Here is a 16337-nt window from a genome sequence, read left to right on the forward strand (position 1 = left end):
GGATGGCTTCACCCGACCGGCGGACAGGAGCGTCGCCGGGCGCGGGGCGCGCCGCAACGGCGCGCGCTGCGGGGCGGGCCGTGCGGGGCCCACACTGAGGTCATGGGTTACCCCGATCCGCCACCGGCGGTGTCACGGCGCTTTCCCGACGGGCCGGTGAGTGCGGCGGCGGCCCGTCGGTTCGTGGGCGCCGCGCTGGACGGTGTCCCGGCGGACCTGGTGGGGACGGCCCAGCTCCTGGTCAGCGAGCTGGTCACCAACGCGGTGCTGCACGCGCGCACCGACGTCGAGGTGAGCGTGGCACGCCTGGACGGCCGGGTGCGGGTACGCGTCGGGGACCGGCGGCCGGGCCGTGGACTCGTCCCGCAGCGCTGCTCGCCGTACGCGGGCACGGGGCAGGGACTGGCGCTGGTGGAGCAGTTGGCCTCCCGGTTCGGGGCCGATGGCGGCGACGCGGGCAAGACGGTGTGGTTCGAGCTGTGGCACGACGGTCCGCCGCCGCCCTCGGCCGGGTGGGAGACCGCGGTGCCGCGGCGGCCGGCCGAACGGCCGGTGACGCTCGTCGACGTGCCGACCGCCCTGGAGTCGGCCTGCCGGCAGCACCGGCACGCGGTGCTGCGCGAGCTGACCCTCGCCGCGTTCGCGGGAGACCGCCTCGGGGTGCCGTCCGAGGACCTCGTGGCGGCCACCGACCTGAACAACGTGATCAGCGCCGGTGTGACGGCCGTGCTGGGGGATCCGGTCCCCGAGCCGGGTCTGCACACCCTGCTCGTGCCGCTGCCGGCCGACGCCCTGCCGGCGGTGCGGGCCCTGCGCCGCGTGCTGGACCTGGCCGAGGCGCGGGCGCGGGAGGAGCGGCTGCTCACGCTGCCGGCCCTGCCCCGCGGCCGTGCCTTCCAGGACTGGCTGTTCGACGAGATCGCCGGGCAGCTGACCGGGGCCCGGCCCACCGCGTGGACCGTGGTCCCCCGGGAGCCGGAGGTCAGCTCCGCCGAACTCGTCCCGTGGGACGTGGGCCAGGTGCGGGCCAGCCGGATGCCGACCGTCGCCGCCGACGAGGGCAACCGGATCGTGGCGGCCAACGGGGCCGCGGCGGACCTGCTGGGCTGGGACCCGGACGACCTCGTGGGACGTCGCCTCACCACCCTGGTCCCCGAGCATCTGCGCGAGCGGCACACGGCCGCGTTCTCCTCGATGCTGCTCACCGGACGGACCCGCATCGTGGGACGCTCCGTGCCGCTTCCGGCCCTGCGCCGGGACGGCAGCCTGGTGCCCGTACGGCTGTACATCCAGACGCAGGAGACCGCCGACGGCCGCACCGTCTTCGTCGCCCAGCTCGTACCGCGGGCGACCACGTTCCTGGACGGTCCGCGGACCCCCGGCAGGATCCGGGAGGCGGCGGTCGGGGAGCCCGACGGGGACCGGTCGCGGGCCGTGCCGGAGGCCGGGGCCGGGGCGCCCGGTGCCGGGGGCGGCATGACGGCCCTGGACCGGCTCACCCTGCTGGCCGACCTGGCGGCCCAGCTCAACAACACGCTGGACCTCAACGAGGGACTCCAGCGCGCCGGCCGGCTGCTGACGCGACGGCTGGCCGACTGGTGCGTGGTGGACCTGTTCACCGCGGACGCCGGGGTGGACCGGGTCTGTGTCGTGCACCGGGATCCCCGGGCCCTGGTCCCCGGGGCGTACGAGGGGACGCTCTCGGAGGTCTCCGAACAGTCGCGGGGCCCGCTGGCCCGGGTGCTGCGCGGCGCCGGGCCGCTCCTGCTGACCGAGGCCCCGCGTCCGGGCCGGGCCGGGAGCACGCTGGACCGGGCGTATGCCGATTTGTTCCGGGAGCTGGGGGCGGGCAGCGCCGTCGTCGCTCCGCTGCGGGCCCGCCGCGAGATCTTCGGCGCGCTGACCCTGGCCCGCGCGTCCGGCGGGCGGCCGTTCACGGAGGAGGACCTCACGCTGGTCGACGACCTGGTGCACGGTCTCGCGCTGGGGGTGGACAACGCCCGTCTGTACCAGGACACCCGCTCCATCGCCGAACGGCTCCAGCGTTCGCTGCTGCCGGTGCTGCCGGAGGTCGAGGGGCTGCGGATGGCCGCCCGCTACGCCGCCTCCTCGACCACCGCGCAGGTCGGCGGGGACTGGTACGACAGCTTCGTCCTGCCCGGCGGGAACACCGCGCTGGTCATCGGCGACGTCACGGGACACGACCTCGACGCGGCCATCGCGATGAGCCAGTTGCGCAGCATGCTCCGCGGCATCGCCGTGGACCGCGAGGAGCCGCCCGCGGAGGTGCTGCGCCGGCTGGACCTGGCGAACCACAGTCTCCACCGGGAGGCGACCGGGACCTGTGTCTACGGCCTGGTCAAGGGGCCCGCCGAGGGCCCCTGGGAGCTGACGCACTCCTCCGCCGGCCATCTGCCGCCGCTGCTCACCACCCGGGACGGCCGGACCCGCTACCTCGACGGCGGGGGCGGCCTGCTGCTCGGCATGGCCCCCGACGCGACCCGGGACACGGCGCGCGACGCGCTGCCCGCCCACTCGACGCTCCTGCTGTACACCGACGGCCTCATCGAGCGCCGCGACGAGCCCCTGGACGACGCCCTGGACCGGCTGCGCCGGCACGCCGCCGACCTGGCCCGAGAGCCTCTCGACACGTTCTGCGACGAGCTGTTGATCGGCCTGGGGGCGGACAGCCCGGACGACATCGCGGTCCTCGCCGTCCGCCCCACGCCGCCCTCGTCCGAGCGGCACGGGCCGCCCGCGGGGTGACACCCGGGCTCCGCGCCCGTACGTGCTGCCCGTTCGGGCACCTCCTTCTGCCTCGGCGGCTCCTGACGCCGGCGCAGGCGCGCCGATAGCGTCCCCTCGTGAGCATCACGTCCCGGCGAGCGGCCAGATGAACGACGAGCGGCTGACCGTGGCGCCGACGGCCGACGACACGGACGGCCCGCCACCGGAACCGGACCGGCCCGAACCGCCGGAGTCCGCCCCCGGGCGCAAACGCCGCGGGCCGGGGCCCTTCACCCTGCTGGTGCTGCCCGCCCTGGTGACCGTCACCGGTGTGGCCGCCTTCCTGGCGCTGGGCGGGCTGCCCGACCCGTGGCCCGACGACTCCGACGCCAAGCCGTCCACCGGGGCCGACGTCGACCCGTCGTACGTCCCGTGGCTGCGCAAGGCGGCCTCGGCCTGCACGGTCCTCGAGCCGTCCGTGCTCGCGGCGCAGATCGACCAGCTCTCGGGCTGGAGCGACGACTCGGACGCGCTCTCGGGCCAGAAGGGCATCGCCGCCTTCACCGACAGCGAGTGGCGGACCTGGGGCAAGGACGACGACGGCAACGGGCACGCCTCGCCCCGCGATCCGGCGGACGCCATCATGGCGCTGGGCCGCCGGGACTGTTCGCTGGCGAAGAAGGTCACCGAGCTGCGTACCGAGGGCAGGGTCAACGGCGACCTCGTGGAGCTGACCCTCGCCGCGTACGCCGCCGGACCGGACGCCGTCACCGAGGCGGGTCGCGTTCCGGCGGAGACGAAGACGTACCTCGACGAGGTCCAGGCCCTCGTGCCGCGTTACGAGGCACTCGACCGGGAGGACTCCGGCGGCGCGGGCGGGCCCGCCGGGGCGCTGCTGACCGCACCGGTGAGCCCGCTCACCATCACCTCGCCCTTCGGGTCGCGGGAGCATCCGCTGACCGGGGTGACCAAGCTGCACACCGGCGTGGACTTCGCCGCGCCGCAGGGCGCCCAGGTGGTGGCGGCACGGCAGGGCCGCGTCGTGTTCGCCGCGCTCACCACCGCCTACGGCAACCGCATCGTGATCGACCACGGGACCATCCAGGGCAAGCGGGTGGAGACCACCTACAGCCACCTCTCCGCGCTGGGAGTGGCGGTGGGCCAGTCCGTGGAGGCGGGGGCGCCGGTCGGACGAGTGGGCTCCACCGGCCTGTCCACCGGGCCGCACCTGCACTTCGAGGTGATCCTGGACGGGTACTACACGGATCCGCGCCCCTGGGTGATACCGAACGGGGTTTGATCCGGCGGATCGGGTCGAAACACTCAACATGACCCAGTCGAAGCACGAGACAGAACGGAAGTACGAAGCGCCCCCCGGCGGCGTGGCCGGGCTGCCGGACCTCACCGGCGTCGGGCCCGTCGCCTCGGTCACCACCGCGGGGCCCGAGGAACTCGACGCCGTCTACCACGACACCGAGGACCTGCGGCTCGCCGGGTCCTCGGTGACGCTGCGCCGCCGAACCGGCGGTCCGGACGCGGGCTGGCACCTGAAGCTGCCGCTCGCCGGGGACACCCGGGAGGAGGTCCGGGCTCCCCTGGCGGACGACCTGCCCGAGCCGCTGCGCGAGCTGACCCTGTCACGCTCCCGAGGGGCCCCGCTGCGTCCCGTCGTACGCATCCGCTCCACCCGGACCGTGCGGCAGCTGCGCGACGCGGAGGGCCGGGTGCTCGCCGAAGTGAGCCTGGACGAGGTGCGGGCGGAACCGGCCGCGGGCACCGGCCGGGCCGAGTGGGCCGAGCTGGAGGTCGAACTCGCCGAGGGCGCCCCCGCCGGGCTGCTGGACGTCGTGGAGAAGCGGCTCCGCAAGAAGGGGATCGTCCGCGCCGACAGCCCCTCGAAGCTGGCCCGGGCGCTGCGCGACACCGGGTCGGTGGTGGAACGGGCCCGGTCCCCGGAAGTGGTGGCCGGTTCACCGGGCTCGTACGTGCTCGCCTACGTGAACGAGCAGGTCGGCCGACTGGTCGCGCTGGACCCGGCGGTGCGCCGCGACCTGCCCGACGCCGTGCACCGGATGCGCGTCACGTGCCGGCGGCTGCGCGGTTGCCTGCGCTCCTACCGGTCGGTGCTCGACCGTCGGGTCACCGATCCACTGCGCGCGGAACTGCGCTGGCTGGCAGGTGAGTTGGGGGCGGCGCGCGACCAGGAGGTGCTGAGCGAGAGGATCGGCGCCGCGCTGGCGGAGCTGCCGGACGAACTCGTGCTCGGTCCCGTCGCCGCCCGGCTGCGCGCCTGGGAGGTGTCCCGGGGCGGCGGGGTGCGCTCCCGGACGCGGGAGGCGCTGGCCACGGACCGCTACCTGCGGCTCCTGGACGCGCTGGACGCCCTGCTCCGGCGACCACCGCTGCGCGCCAAGGCAGCGGGGAAGCCCGCCCGCACGATGGCCCGGGCGGTGCTCAAGGAGTACGGGCGTCTCGCCGGGCGCATGGACCGGGCGCTCGCACAGCCGGCCGGCCGGTCACGGGAGAAGGACCTGCACGAGGCGCGCAAGGCGGCCAAGAAGCTCCGCTATGCGGCCGAGGTCGCGCGTCCGGCGCTGGGCAAGCCGGTGGCCCGGCTCGGCAAGCGTGCCAAGGCGGTGCAGAAGCTGCTGGGCGAGCACCAGGACGCCGTGGTGGCCCAGGACGCCCTGCGGCGGATGGCGGTGACCGCCCACGGTGCGGGCGAGTCCGCGTTCACGTGGGGACTGCTGCACGGGCGGGAAGGGGCCGGGGCGGAGGCCCGGCGGCGGGAACTGCCCGAGGCGTGGCGGGCGGTGTCGGATCCGGGACTGCGTGCCCCGCTCGAGCACTGAGGAGCGACGCGCCTCCGGGGCGTTCCGCTCTCATGCCGCGCGCGCCCGCTCCGGCAGCGCGCGCGGCGCCGGGGTGCGCGGTGCCGGGGTGCGCGGTGCCGGGGTGCGCGGTGCCGGGGTGCGGGCGGCGCTGACGCGGTAGATGACCCGGTGCGGGTCGGCGAGCGGCTCGCCGAGCGATATCCGGCCCGCGGAGTGCAGCGTGTCGCACTCCGCGGTCGGCAGCGCGACGTAGCAGCCGCCCCGGCCGGTGGCGGAGTCCAGCGGGCGCCAGTAGCTGTACCTGCGCCGCCCGTCGGGGCGCACCGTGACGAAGACGGGCGTGCGCGCGTCGGTGACGATGCGCAGGACCTCGGCCTCGGCGGCACCGGGCCGGGTCCGGCGCCCGGTCGCACGGAAGTCGGCGGTCTGCGGACGGACGGCGGTGAGGGGCATCGGTTGTGGCCTTTCCAGGTCAGTGACTCGAGAACGCCTACCCGGTCCGGCCGGTGTTGATCTCGATGCGCCGCATTCTTCAGCACGGCACTGACAAGTCCTGCCCGGAGTCTTGCCGTATCCCTGGCTCACCACTTAAATCACACCTTGAACTAAGCCGCTGCGCCCAGCGGTTGGCCGGTCCTGTCCGCATCCTCAGAAAGCGCCCGCATGAGACTCAGATCCTTGGGTGTCGCGCTCGTCGCCACGGCGGCGCTCGTCACCCTTCCCACCCCGATGACGGCCACCGCGGCCGACACTCCCCTCTCCCAGGGCCGGACGGCCACGTCGTCGTCGGCCGAGAACGCCGGAACGCCGTCCGGCAACGCGGTCGACGGCGACACGAACACCCGGTGGTCGTCCGCCGCGAGCGACGACCAGTGGCTCCAGGTCGACCTCGGCGCCACCGCCTCCGTCACCCGGGTCGTGCTCGACTGGGAGGCGGCCTACGGCAAGGACTACAAGATCCAGCTCTCCCAGGACGGGAGCACCTGGACCGACGCGAAGACGGTCACCGGCGGCGACGGCGGCACCGACACGCTCGACGTCTCGGGCCAGGGCCGCTACGTCCGTATGCAGGGCGTCCACCGGGCCACCCCCTGGGGCTACTCCCTGTGGGAGTTCCAGGTCTTCGGCACCACCGGCGGCACCACGCCGGACGGTTCCTGCGGCACCGCCAACGCCGCGCAGGGCAGGCCCGCTTCGGCCTCCTCCGTCGAGAACGCCGGGACACCGGCAGCCGCGGCCTTCGACGGCGACGCCGGCACCCGCTGGTCCAGCCAGGCCTCCGACCCGCAGTGGGTGCGGGTCGACCTCGGCGCCGTACAGGACCTGTGCAAGGTGGACCTGAACTGGGAGGCCGCCTACGCCAAGGACTTCCGGATCGAGGCGTCCTCGGACGGGCAGAACTGGCAGACGCTGAAGAGCGTCACGGGCGCCACCGGCGGCAAGGCCTCCTACGACGTCAGCGGTTCGGGCCGCTACGTGCGCGTCCACGGCACGGCCCGCGCCACCGGCTACGGCTACTCGCTGTGGGAGGTCGCCGTGCACACCGGCACCACCGGCACTCCGCCCGTCGAGGGCGGCGGCGACCTGGGGCCGAACGTCATCGTCGTGGACCCCTCCACGCCGAACCTCCAGCAGAAGTTCGACCAGGTCTTCGCCCAGCAGGAGTCGAACCAGTTCGGCAGCGGGCGCTACCAGTTCCTGATGAAGCCGGGCACCTACAACGGGATCAACGCCCAACTGGGCTTCTACACCTCCATCTCCGGTCTCGGCCTCAACCCGGACGACACGCAGATCAACGGTGACATCACCGTGGACGCGGGCTGGTTCAACGGCAACGCCACGCAGAACTTCTGGCGTTCGGCCGAGAACCTCGCCATCACGCCGTCCAACGGCACCGACCGCTGGGCCGTCGCCCAGGCCGCGCCGTTCCGCCGCATCCACGTCAAGGGCGGCCTCAACCTCGCCCCCAACGGCTACGGCTGGGCCTCCGGCGGCTACATCGCCGACTCGAAGATCGACGGCACCGTCGGCCCCTACTCGCAGCAGCAGTGGTACACCCGGGACAGCTCGGTCGGCGGCTGGACCAACGGCGTCTGGAACATGACGTTCACGGGCGTCGAGGGCGCGCCGGGGAGCAACTTCGAGACCGGCCCGTACACCACGCTGGACACCACGCCGATCTCCCGCGAGAAGCCCTTCCTGTACCTGGACGGCAACGAGTACAAGGTGCGGGTGCCCGCCAAGCGGACCAACGCGCGCGGCGTCTCCTGGCCGGCCAACGCCGGTGGCACCTCGCTGCCGCTGAGCCAGTTCTACGTCGTGAAGCCCGGCGCGACCGCGGCGACCATCAACGCCGCGCTCGACCAGGGCCTCAACCTGCTGTTCACGCCCGGTGTCTACCACATCGACCAGACCATCGAGGTCGACCGTGCCAACACCGTGGTGCTCGGCCTCGGTCTGGCCACGATCATTCCGGACGGCGGAGTCGACGCCATGCACGTGGCGGACGTCGACGGCGTGCGGCTCGCGGGCTTCCTCATCGACGCCGGACCGGTGAACTCCGACACGCTGCTGCGGATCGGCACGCCGGGCGGGAACGCCGACCACTCCGCCAACCCCACCACCATGCAGGACGTGTTCATCCGCGTCGGCGGCGCGGGCCCCGGCAAGGCCACCGACTCCGTCGTGGTCGAGAGTGACGACGTGCTCATCGACCACACCTGGATCTGGCGGGCCGACCACGGCGAGGGCGTCGGCTGGGAGACCAACCGCGCCGACTACGGTCTGCGGGTCAACGGCGACGACGTCCTCGCGACCGGACTGTTCGTCGAGCACTTCAACAAGTACGACGTCTACTGGAGCGGGGAGCGCGGCCGGACCATCTTCTTCCAGAACGAGAAGGCCTACGACGCCCCGAACGAGGCCGCCATCACCCACGACGGCATCGTCGGCTACGCGGCCTACAAGGTCGCCGACTCGGTGAACGAGCACGACGCGGTGGCGCTCGGCAGCTACTGCAACTACACGTCCGACCCGACGATCGTCCAGCACCACGGGTTCCAGGTGCCGGTCAAGCCGGGCGTCAGGATGCGCAACCTCCAGGTGATCTCACTGGGCGGCATGGGCCAGTACCGCCATGTCGTCAACGACACCGGCGCGGCCACGTCGGGGACGGACACCGTGCCGTCCAAGGTCGTCCAGTTCCCCTGAGCGCACGACGCGCCCCGCGACGGTGCGGGGCGCGTCACCCGGGCGAAGGAGCCGCCCTCTCAGGCGAGTTGCACCAAGAGGTCGCCGCCCTCCACCTGCTGGATGCGGTTGATGGCGAGCCTGGTCACCGTGCCGGACTTCGGCGCGGTGATGGACGCCTCCATCTTCATCGCCTCGATGGTGGCGACGGTGGCTCCGGCCTCCACCGCGTCGCCCTCGGCGACGGCGAGGGTCACCACGCCGGCGAACGGCGCCGCGACATGGCCCGGATCGGCCCGGTCGGCCTTCTCCGTCACCGGGACGTCGGAGGCCGCCGAGCGGTCCCGGACCTGGATCGGGCGCAGCTGCCCGTTCAGTGAGGACATCACGGTGCGCATGCCGCGCTCGTCGGCGTCGCCCACCGCCTGCAACTCGATGAGCAGCCGGACGCCGGGGTCGAGGTCGACCGTGTACTCCTTGCCCGGGCGCAGCCCGTAGAAGAAGTCCTTGCTGTCGAGGACGCTGGTGTCGCCGTACGAGGCGCGGTGCGTGTCGAACTCGCGGGCCGGCCCCGGGAACAGCAGCCGGTTGAGCGTGGCCCGGCGGTCCTTGTCCAGGCCGTCGCGGTCGTCCTCGGACAGCTCGGCGGGCGGCTTGGCCTCGGCGCGGCCCCGCAGCGCCTTGCTGCGGAACGGCTCGGGCCAGCCGCCGGGCGGGGTGCCCAGCTCGCCGCGCAGGAAGCCGACCACGGAGTCCGGGATGTCGAACCGGTCCGGTTCGGCCTCGAAGTCCGCCGGGGAGACACCGGCGCCCACCAGGTGCAGGGCGAGGTCCCCGACCACCTTGGAGGACGGGGTGACCTTCACCAGGCGGCCCAGCATCCGGTCGGCGGCGGCGTACATGGCCTCGATGTCCTCGAAGCGGTCGCCGAGGCCGAGCGCGACGGCCTGGGTGCGCAGGTTGGAGAGCTGGCCGCCGGGGATCTCGTGGTGGTAGACGCGCCCCGTCGGGGAGGCCAGGCCCGCCTCGAAGGGGGCGTAGACCTTGCGGACGCTCTCCCAGTACGGCTCCAGGTCGCCGACGGCCTGGAGGTCGAGGCCGGTGGGCCGCTCGGTGTGGTCGGTGGCGGCCACGATCGCCGACAGGGACGGCTGCGAGGTGGTCCCGGCCATGGACGCCACCGCGCCGTCGACGGCGTCGGCGCCCGCCTGGATCGCGGCCAGGTAGGTGGCGAGCTGGCCGCCGGTGGTGTCGTGGGTGTGCAGGTGCACCGGCAGGTCGAACTCCCGGCGCAGCGCGGAGACCAGCGTCGCGGCGGCCGGGGCCCGCAGCAGCCCTGCCATGTCCTTGACGGCCAGCACGTGCGCGCCGGCGTTCACGATCTGCTCGGCGAGCCGCAGGTAGTAGTCGAGGGTGTAGAGCCGCTCGGCGGGGTCGGACAGGTCGGCGGTGTAGCAGAGCGCGACCTCGGCGACGGCGGTGCCGGTCTGCCGTACGGCCTCGATGGCGGGCCGCATCTGCTCGACGTCGTTGAGGGCGTCGAAGATGCGGAAGATGTCGATGCCGGTGGCGGCGGCCTCCTGCACGAAGGCGTCGGTCACCTCGGTCGGGTACGGGGTGTAGCCCACGGTGTTGCGGCCGCGCAGCAGCATCTGGAGGCAGATGTTGGGCACCGCCTCGCGCAGGGCGGCCAGCCGCTCCCACGGGTCCTCGGCGAGGAAGCGCAGGGCGACGTCGTAGGTGGCGCCGCCCCAGCACTCCAGGGACAGCAGCTGGGGCAGGGTGCGGGCGACGACGGGTGCCACGGCGAGCATGTCCTTGGTGCGCACCCGGGTGGCGAGCAGCGACTGGTGGGCGTCGCGGAAGGTGGTGTCGGTGACGCCGATGGTGGACGACGCGCGCAGTCGGCGGGCGAAGCCCTCGGGTCCCAGCTCGGCGAGCGACTGGCGGGAGCCGGACGGGGGTTCACCGGCGGGTACGGCCGGCAGCTTGGTCAGCGGGTCGATCAGCTCGGGGCGCTCGCCGTGCGGCTTGTTCACCGTGACGTCGGCGAGGTAGGTCAGCAGCTTGGTGCCGCGGTCGGCGGAGTGGCGGGCGGTGAGCAGGTGCGGGCGCTGCTCGATGAACGAGGTGGTGACCCGGCCGGCCTGGAAGTCGGGGTCGTCCAGGACCGCCTGGAGGAAGGGGATGTTGGTGGCGACGCCGCGGATGCGGAACTCGGCGACCGCGCGCCGGGCCCGGTTCACGGCGGTGGTGAAGTCCCGCCCCCGGCAGGAGAGCTTGACCAGCATCGAGTCGAAGTGGGCGCTGATCTCCGTACCGGCGTGGGTGGTGCCGCCGTCGAGCCGGATGCCGGAGCCGCCGGGCGAGCGGTAGGCGCTGATCTGCCCGGTGTCGGGGCGGAAGCCGTTGGCCGGGTCCTCGGTGGTGATGCGGCACTGGAGGGCGGCGCCGCGCAAGGTGATGTTCTCCTGGGCGAGGCCGAGGTCGGCGAGCGTCTCACCGGCGGCGATGCGCAGCTGGGACTGGACGAGGTCGACGTCGGTGACCTCCTCGGTGACCGTGTGCTCGACCTGGATGCGCGGGTTCATCTCGATGAAGACGTGGTTGCCGTCCCGGTCGACGAGGAACTCCACGGTGCCCGCGTTGCGGTAGCCGATCTGCCGGGCGAAGTTCACGGCGTCGGCGCAGATCCGCTCCCGCAGGACCGGGTCGAGGTTGGGGGCGGGCGCCAGCTCGATCACCTTCTGGTGGCGGCGCTGCACCGAGCAGTCCCGCTCGAAGAGGTGGATGACCTCGCCCTCGCCGTCGGCGAGGATCTGCACCTCGATGTGGCGGGGTTCGACGACCGCCTTCTCCAGGAAGACGGTGGGGTCGCCGAAGGCGGAGGCGGCCTCGCGGGAGGCGGCCTCGATGGCCTCGCGCAGCTGGGCGGGTTCCTCGACCCGGCGCATGCCGCGCCCGCCGCCGCCCGCGACCGCCTTGACGAACACGGGGAAGCCGACGTCGTCGGCGGCCCGTACGAGTTCGTCGACGTCGGTGGAGGGCGCGGAGGAGCCGAGCACCGGTACGCCGGCCTCGCGGGCGGCGGCCACCGCGCGGGCCTTGTTTCCGGTCAGTTCGAGGATCTGGGTGCTGGGTCCGACGAAGGTGATCCCGGCCTCTTCGCAGGCGCGGGCGAGTTCGGGATTCTCGGACAGGAACCCGTAGCCCGGGTAGACGGCGTCGGCGCCCGCACGGCGGGCCGCGCGGACGATCTCGTCCACGGAGAGGTACGCGCGCACCGGATGCCCCGGCTCCCCGATCTCGTAGGCCTCGTCGGCCTTGAGCCGGTGCAGCGAGTTGCGGTCCTCGTGCGGGAAGACGGCGACGGTGCGCGCGCCGAGCTCGTAGCCCGCACGGAACGCACGGATCGCGATCTCACCGCGGTTGGCGACCAGCACCTTGCGGAACATTCTTGATCCCTTCAGCCTGCCGGGTGACGAGACCATGGTGTCGGCGCCGCCCTCGGTACGCCATGTGAGCCGGGCCACTCCCGGCTCTGTCATGAACCTGCGCCGCGGCCGTCGGGTCAAGGGCCCGCGTCAGCGCATGGCGGCGGCCAGGCGGTGGCGGATGCGGTCGACGCCGACCGGGGTGCGGGAGGGGGCGGCGGTGGTGCAGCCGGGCAGACCGGCCCTGGCCAGGGTGCTCAGCAGCGCCCGGGGGCCGCTGTCGAGGTAGGTGGTGAAACCCGCCAGGCGCAGCGCGCGCAGGGTCCGGTGGAAGGCGAGCGGCTCGCGGAGGTGGGCGGCCGCCACCGTGCGCAGCTGGGCCGGGGTGCGGGCGGGGCCCGGCCCGGTGGCCGTGTACACGGGAAGCGTGGGCGGGGCGACGGGCTGCGCGCGCAGGAGGCGGCTAAAGGCCCGGTGGACCTCCGTGAGCACGGGATGGTGGTAGGCGGTACGGCTGGTCAGCGCGGTGGCACGACGGCCGAGCGCCCGAGTGGTGTGCCCGAGGGCGGCCAACTGGTCGGCGGGCCCGGCCAGGACCGTCTGAGAGGGGGCGTTGCGGGCGGCGATCCGCACCTCGGGCAGGTCCCCGGCGCGCAGCAGGTCGGCCGCCCGTTCGGCACTCAGGTCGATGGCCAGCAGGCCCGCCGCCGGGAGCGCCGCGTCACGCAGCAGCCGGTCGCGGACGTGGAGCAGCCGTACGCCCTGTTCGAGGGTGACGACTCCGGCCACGGTGAGCGCCGCGAGGTCGCCCACGCTGTGGCCGAGCACGGCGTGGACGGGGGTCGCCGCGAGGTCGAGCAGGACGGTGGCGGAGGCGACCACGGCGGCGTAGGTGGCCAGGTCGAAGGCGAGGGGGTCGGTGCGCACGAGGCGGTCGGGGTCGGGCGCCTCGGCGTCGGTGAGGAGGTGCCCGACGGGGGTCCGGGTGCCGCCGAGCGCGGTGCTGTGGGCGTCCACCGTCCGCAGCACCCGCTGGACGGACGGGAGCTCGCCGAGGTGGCGCAGGGCGCCGGGGAGGTAGGCCCCCTGGCCGGGGCACATCAGCACGGTGCGTGGTGTGCCGCCGGTGGGGGCCGTACGGTCGTTGCTCATGAGGCGTCGGCGAAGGCGAGCGCGACGTTGTGCCCGCCGAAGCCCATGCTCGTGGTGACGGCGGCGAGGGGCCCGGCGGGCAGTGCCGCCGGGTCGCGGCCGACGACGTTCAGGCCGATCTCTGGGTCGACCCGTTCCAGGCTGCACGCGGGCGGTGCCGTCCTGTCCCGCAGGGCGAGGACGGTGAGGACGGCCTCGATGGCTCCGGCGGCGCCGAGGGTGTGCCCGAAGGAGCCCTTGGTGGCGCTGACCGCCACGTCGTCCACTCCCTTGGCGAAGACGCTGTGCAGCGCCTGCGCCTCACCGAGGTCGCCGAGCGGTGTCGAGGTGGCGTGGGCGTTGATGTGCTGGACCTGCTCCGGCACGAGCCCCGCGTCGCGCAGCGCCTCGTCGACGGCCGCCGCACAGCCCGTACCGCCGGGCGCGGGCTGGGCCACGTGGTGGCTGTCGTTGGTGATGCCCGCCCCGGTCAGCCGGCCGTGGACGCGGGCGCCGCGGGCGGCGGCATGTGCGGCGCTCTCGACGACGAGCATCCCGGCGCCCTCCCCCATCACGAAACCGTCCCGGTCCGCGTCGAAGGGCCGGGAGGCACCCTTGGGGTCGTCGTGGCGCCGGGAGAGGGCCTTCAGTCGCGCGAACCCGGCCAGGGCCAGCGGGTGCAGCGCGGCCTCGGCGCCGCCCGCGACCACGATGTCCGCGCGGCCGTCCCGGATCAGGCCCAGGGCCTGGGCGAGTGCCTCGGCACCGGAGGCGCAGGCACTGACGGGGGCGTGCACACCGGCCTTCGCTCCCACCATCAGCCCGACCTCGGCGGCCGGGTGGTTGGGCAGCATGACCGGGATGGTCCGCGGGCTCACCCGCGCCGCGCCCTGCGTCTGGAGGCGGCGGTTCTGCTCCAGGACGCTGGTGAGGCTGCCCAGCCCCACCCCGACGACCACGGCCACCCGCGAGCCGCCCGCGGCGAGCGCCGACACGTCGGGGAACCCTGCGTCGTGAACGGCCTCGCGGGCGGCGACGAGGGCGAACTGCGCCGTGCGGTCGCAGTGCGCCGCCTTGGCGGACGACAGGACCGTCGCGGGGTCGACCGCCGCCCGGGCCGCCAAATAGACCTGCGCGGGCCCCTCCGGCTCCGCGAAGTCGACGCGTTCGACGCCGCACCCGCCGTCCAGCAGGGACCGCCAGGTGGTGGGGACGTCGCCGCCCAGCGCCGTGGTCAGGCCCAGCCCCGTGACGACGGCGGACCGTTCCTCCGCGCGGCCCGGGGCGGCCGCGTGCCGTGGGCTCACGCGGTGCCGCCCGCGGGGGCGGCGACGGCTTCGGCGAGGTGGGCGGCGATCTCCCGCACCGTCGTGAGCCGGTCCGCCTGCTCCTGGGGCACCTCGATCTGCCAGCGGTCCTCGATCGCCGCGACCAGCTCCAGCCGGGCCAGCGAGTCGACCCCCAGGTCGTCCTGGAGCGAGGAGTCGGGCCGGATCTCCTCCACGGTGAGGTCCTCGACCGTGGCGGCCAGCAGGTCGCGCACTTCGTCGAGCAGCTGTCGTTCGTCGGCGGTGGACGGCATGTCCGGTCCCTCCTCGGTCCGTGCACGGCGCGCCCGGAGGCGGTGGGCGGGAGGACCCGGTCCCCTCGGGCGCGCCGGCGGTGTCCGGCGACCTGCCGGTTCACGCCGACAGACTGTCCGTCCGTGCGGCACGGCAAGCGCCGGGTACGGGGGGACGGCGGAGCATCGGGGGCACGGGACGGGCTCCTGTGAGCACCCGTGTCCGCCCTTCACCCTGAAGCGCCCCGGGACGGACCGAGGGTGGCGGGCCGCGCGTGCGTAAGGGGGCGGGCGGGCACGGGTGCGGTGGCACCGGTGGCCCGGTAGTGCCGGTGGTGCCGGTGGTGCCGGTGGTGCGTGGTGCCGGTGGTGCCGCGCTTCCTCAACGGACTTTGGCGGCTCTTTTAAGGCTTTCTGAAGATGACCTTCGAACGGGCGTTTCCACGCCGGTCGGGTCCTAGGCTCTCGAGCACCCCCCACAGTCCCGGTGGGCGCGATCGCGTCCACCGGGTACGGGGCTCCGCCAGCCGACCGACAAGCCGAGGTGTCCTGCGTATGGGTTCCCGCCGAGCCGCTCGCCCGTCCCGCTCCCACGCCCGCCCCCGCGGCGGGCTCAGGAGCCGCGGTACCGCGCTGGCACTCGGCGCCGTCACTTTGACGGCGGGCGTCGGGATCACCCTCGCCGTCACCGACGGCGACGACGGCGGGGCTTCCGACCGGGTCACCGCGAACGCCGCCGACCAGGCGCCGAACGCCGAGGACGCGGCGGGCGGTGCCGCACCGCTCGCGTCCGCGTCGGCGAGCCCGAGCGCCCCGGCGAGCGCCTCGCCGAGCCCGAGCGCCGAGCCGAAGAAGAAGCCGAAGAAGACGGCGAGCCCGACGGCCGGCACCACCAAAGCCCCCGCACCGACCTCGAAGGCTCCCGTCAGGGCCACCACGAAGAGCGGCGCCGACGGGTCCGGGAGCACCGGGTCCGGCGGGGGCAGCGGCTCGGGGCCGGGCAGCGGATCAGGCTCCGGTTCCGGCTCGGGCTCGGGCTCCGGCTCCGGCACGACGGGCGGCGCGGAGGCCCAGGTCCTCGCGCTGGTGAACGAGGAGCGGACCGCGGCGGGCTGCTCGCCGGTCACCGCCAACGACAAGCTGACCCGGGCCGCGGACGACTACAGCGACGTCATGGCGAACAGCGGCGTGATGTCCCACACGGGTCCGGACGGCTCCACCATGGCGAGCCGGGTCGAGGCCGCCGGTTACCAGTGGTCGACCCTCGGGGAGAACATAGCCCGGGGCCAGGCGGACGCCGCCTCGGTGATGGACTCCTGGATGAACAGCCCCGGCCACCGGGCGAACATACTCAACTGCTCCTACAAGGAGCTGGGCGTCGGCGTCCACTTCGGCGACGGCGGCCCCTGGTGGACCCAGGACTTCGGCACCGGCCGCTGACACCTTTCGCCATCTGCCCGC

General features: G+C 74.1%; 10 protein-coding genes. 5 read left to right on the top strand and 5 right to left on the bottom strand.

The genetic code is table 11. The features are described 5' to 3' along the window. Positions 1 to 102 precede the first annotated feature (102 nt). From B9W62_RS01920 to B9W62_RS01930, 3 genes are all read left to right on the top strand, one after another. Positions 103 to 2766 (top strand): SpoIIE family protein phosphatase, encoded by a 2664-nt coding sequence (locus B9W62_RS01920; RefSeq protein ID WP_087804524.1) that lies wholly within the window; start codon positions 103 to 105, stop codon positions 2764 to 2766. A 127-nt stretch (positions 2767 to 2893) separates the two neighbouring features. Next, positions 2894 to 4027 carry a peptidoglycan DD-metalloendopeptidase family protein gene (locus B9W62_RS01925; RefSeq protein ID WP_087804526.1) on the top strand — a complete coding sequence of 378 codons (1134 nt, stop codon included), beginning with the start codon at positions 2894 to 2896 and terminating at the stop codon, positions 4025 to 4027. 28 nt (positions 4028 to 4055) lie between these two features. Then, positions 4056 to 5579 carry a CYTH and CHAD domain-containing protein gene (locus B9W62_RS01930; protein WP_087804528.1) on the top strand — a complete coding sequence of 508 codons (1524 nt, stop codon included), beginning with the start codon at positions 4056 to 4058 and terminating at the stop codon, positions 5577 to 5579. Positions 5580 to 5609: 30 nt separating this feature from the next. Here the strand turns inward: B9W62_RS01930 and B9W62_RS01935 are convergent, their stop codons facing one another. Then, the gene (locus B9W62_RS01935) at positions 5610 to 6014 is read right to left on the bottom strand and encodes a hypothetical protein (protein WP_256976164.1); all 405 of its coding nucleotides are present in this window, start codon (positions 6012 to 6014) and stop codon (positions 5610 to 5612) included. A 210-nt stretch (positions 6015 to 6224) separates the two neighbouring features. On the opposite strand from B9W62_RS01935, the gene B9W62_RS01940 reads away from it, so the two are divergent. Then, the gene (locus B9W62_RS01940; protein WP_087804530.1) at positions 6225 to 8771 is read left to right on the top strand and encodes a discoidin domain-containing protein; all 2547 of its coding nucleotides are present in this window, start codon (positions 6225 to 6227) and stop codon (positions 8769 to 8771) included. 59 nt (positions 8772 to 8830) lie between these two features. Here B9W62_RS01940 and B9W62_RS01945 read toward each other — a convergent pair whose 3' ends face one another. The 4 genes from B9W62_RS01945 to B9W62_RS01960 form a co-directional block, all read right to left on the bottom strand. Beyond that, positions 8831 to 12205 carry a pyruvate carboxylase gene (locus B9W62_RS01945; protein ID WP_087804532.1) on the bottom strand — a complete coding sequence of 1125 codons (3375 nt, stop codon included), beginning with the start codon at positions 12203 to 12205 and terminating at the stop codon, positions 8831 to 8833. 129 nt (positions 12206 to 12334) lie between these two features. Further along, complete coding sequence (locus B9W62_RS01950; protein ID WP_087804534.1) at positions 12335 to 13336, bottom strand: ACP S-malonyltransferase; 1002 nt, start codon at positions 13334 to 13336, stop codon at positions 12335 to 12337. Beyond that, positions 13333 to 14622, bottom strand: a complete 1290-nt coding sequence (locus B9W62_RS01955) for a beta-ketoacyl-[acyl-carrier-protein] synthase family protein (RefSeq protein WP_087804536.1) — start codon at positions 14620 to 14622, stop codon at positions 13333 to 13335. The genes B9W62_RS01950 and B9W62_RS01955 overlap by 4 nt, the downstream gene beginning before the upstream one ends. After that, the gene (locus B9W62_RS01960; RefSeq protein WP_087804538.1) at positions 14619 to 14897 is read right to left on the bottom strand and encodes an acyl carrier protein; all 279 of its coding nucleotides are present in this window, start codon (positions 14895 to 14897) and stop codon (positions 14619 to 14621) included. Before B9W62_RS01960 ends, B9W62_RS01955 begins: the two co-directional genes overlap by 4 nt. Before the next feature lie 534 nt (positions 14898 to 15431). Between B9W62_RS01960 and B9W62_RS01965 the strand changes: the two genes are divergently transcribed. After that, complete coding sequence (locus B9W62_RS01965) at positions 15432 to 16316, top strand: CAP domain-containing protein (RefSeq protein ID WP_087804539.1); 885 nt, start codon at positions 15432 to 15434, stop codon at positions 16314 to 16316. The last annotated feature ends 21 nt before the right edge of the window (positions 16317 to 16337 follow it).

The organism is Streptomyces sp. CS113 (assembly GCF_002188365.1).
GTDB classification, from domain to species: Bacteria; Actinomycetota; Actinomycetes; order Streptomycetales; family Streptomycetaceae; genus Streptomyces; species Streptomyces tendae.

What these genes read in the sequence shown, in the direction of transcription:
- B9W62_RS01920 (WP_087804524.1), top strand. Translation starts at nt 103, where the DNA reads ATGGGTTACCCCGATCCGCCACCGGCGGTGTCACGGCGCTTTCCCGAC.
- B9W62_RS01950 (WP_087804534.1), bottom strand. Translation starts at nt 13,336, where the DNA reads ATGAGCAACGACCGTACGGCCCCCACCGGCGGCACACCACGCACCGTG.
- B9W62_RS01940 (WP_087804530.1), top strand. Translation starts at nt 6,225, where the DNA reads ATGAGACTCAGATCCTTGGGTGTCGCGCTCGTCGCCACGGCGGCGCTC.
- B9W62_RS01960 (WP_087804538.1), bottom strand. Translation starts at nt 14,897, where the DNA reads ATGCCGTCCACCGCCGACGAACGACAGCTGCTCGACGAAGTGCGCGAC.
- B9W62_RS01945 (WP_087804532.1), bottom strand. Translation starts at nt 12,205, where the DNA reads ATGTTCCGCAAGGTGCTGGTCGCCAACCGCGGTGAGATCGCGATCCGT.
- B9W62_RS01930 (WP_087804528.1), top strand. Translation starts at nt 4,056, where the DNA reads ATGACCCAGTCGAAGCACGAGACAGAACGGAAGTACGAAGCGCCCCCC.
- B9W62_RS01935 (WP_256976164.1), bottom strand. Translation starts at nt 6,014, where the DNA reads ATGCCCCTCACCGCCGTCCGTCCGCAGACCGCCGACTTCCGTGCGACC.
- B9W62_RS01925 (WP_087804526.1), top strand. Translation starts at nt 2,894, where the DNA reads ATGAACGACGAGCGGCTGACCGTGGCGCCGACGGCCGACGACACGGAC.
- B9W62_RS01965 (WP_087804539.1), top strand. Translation starts at nt 15,432, where the DNA reads ATGGGTTCCCGCCGAGCCGCTCGCCCGTCCCGCTCCCACGCCCGCCCC.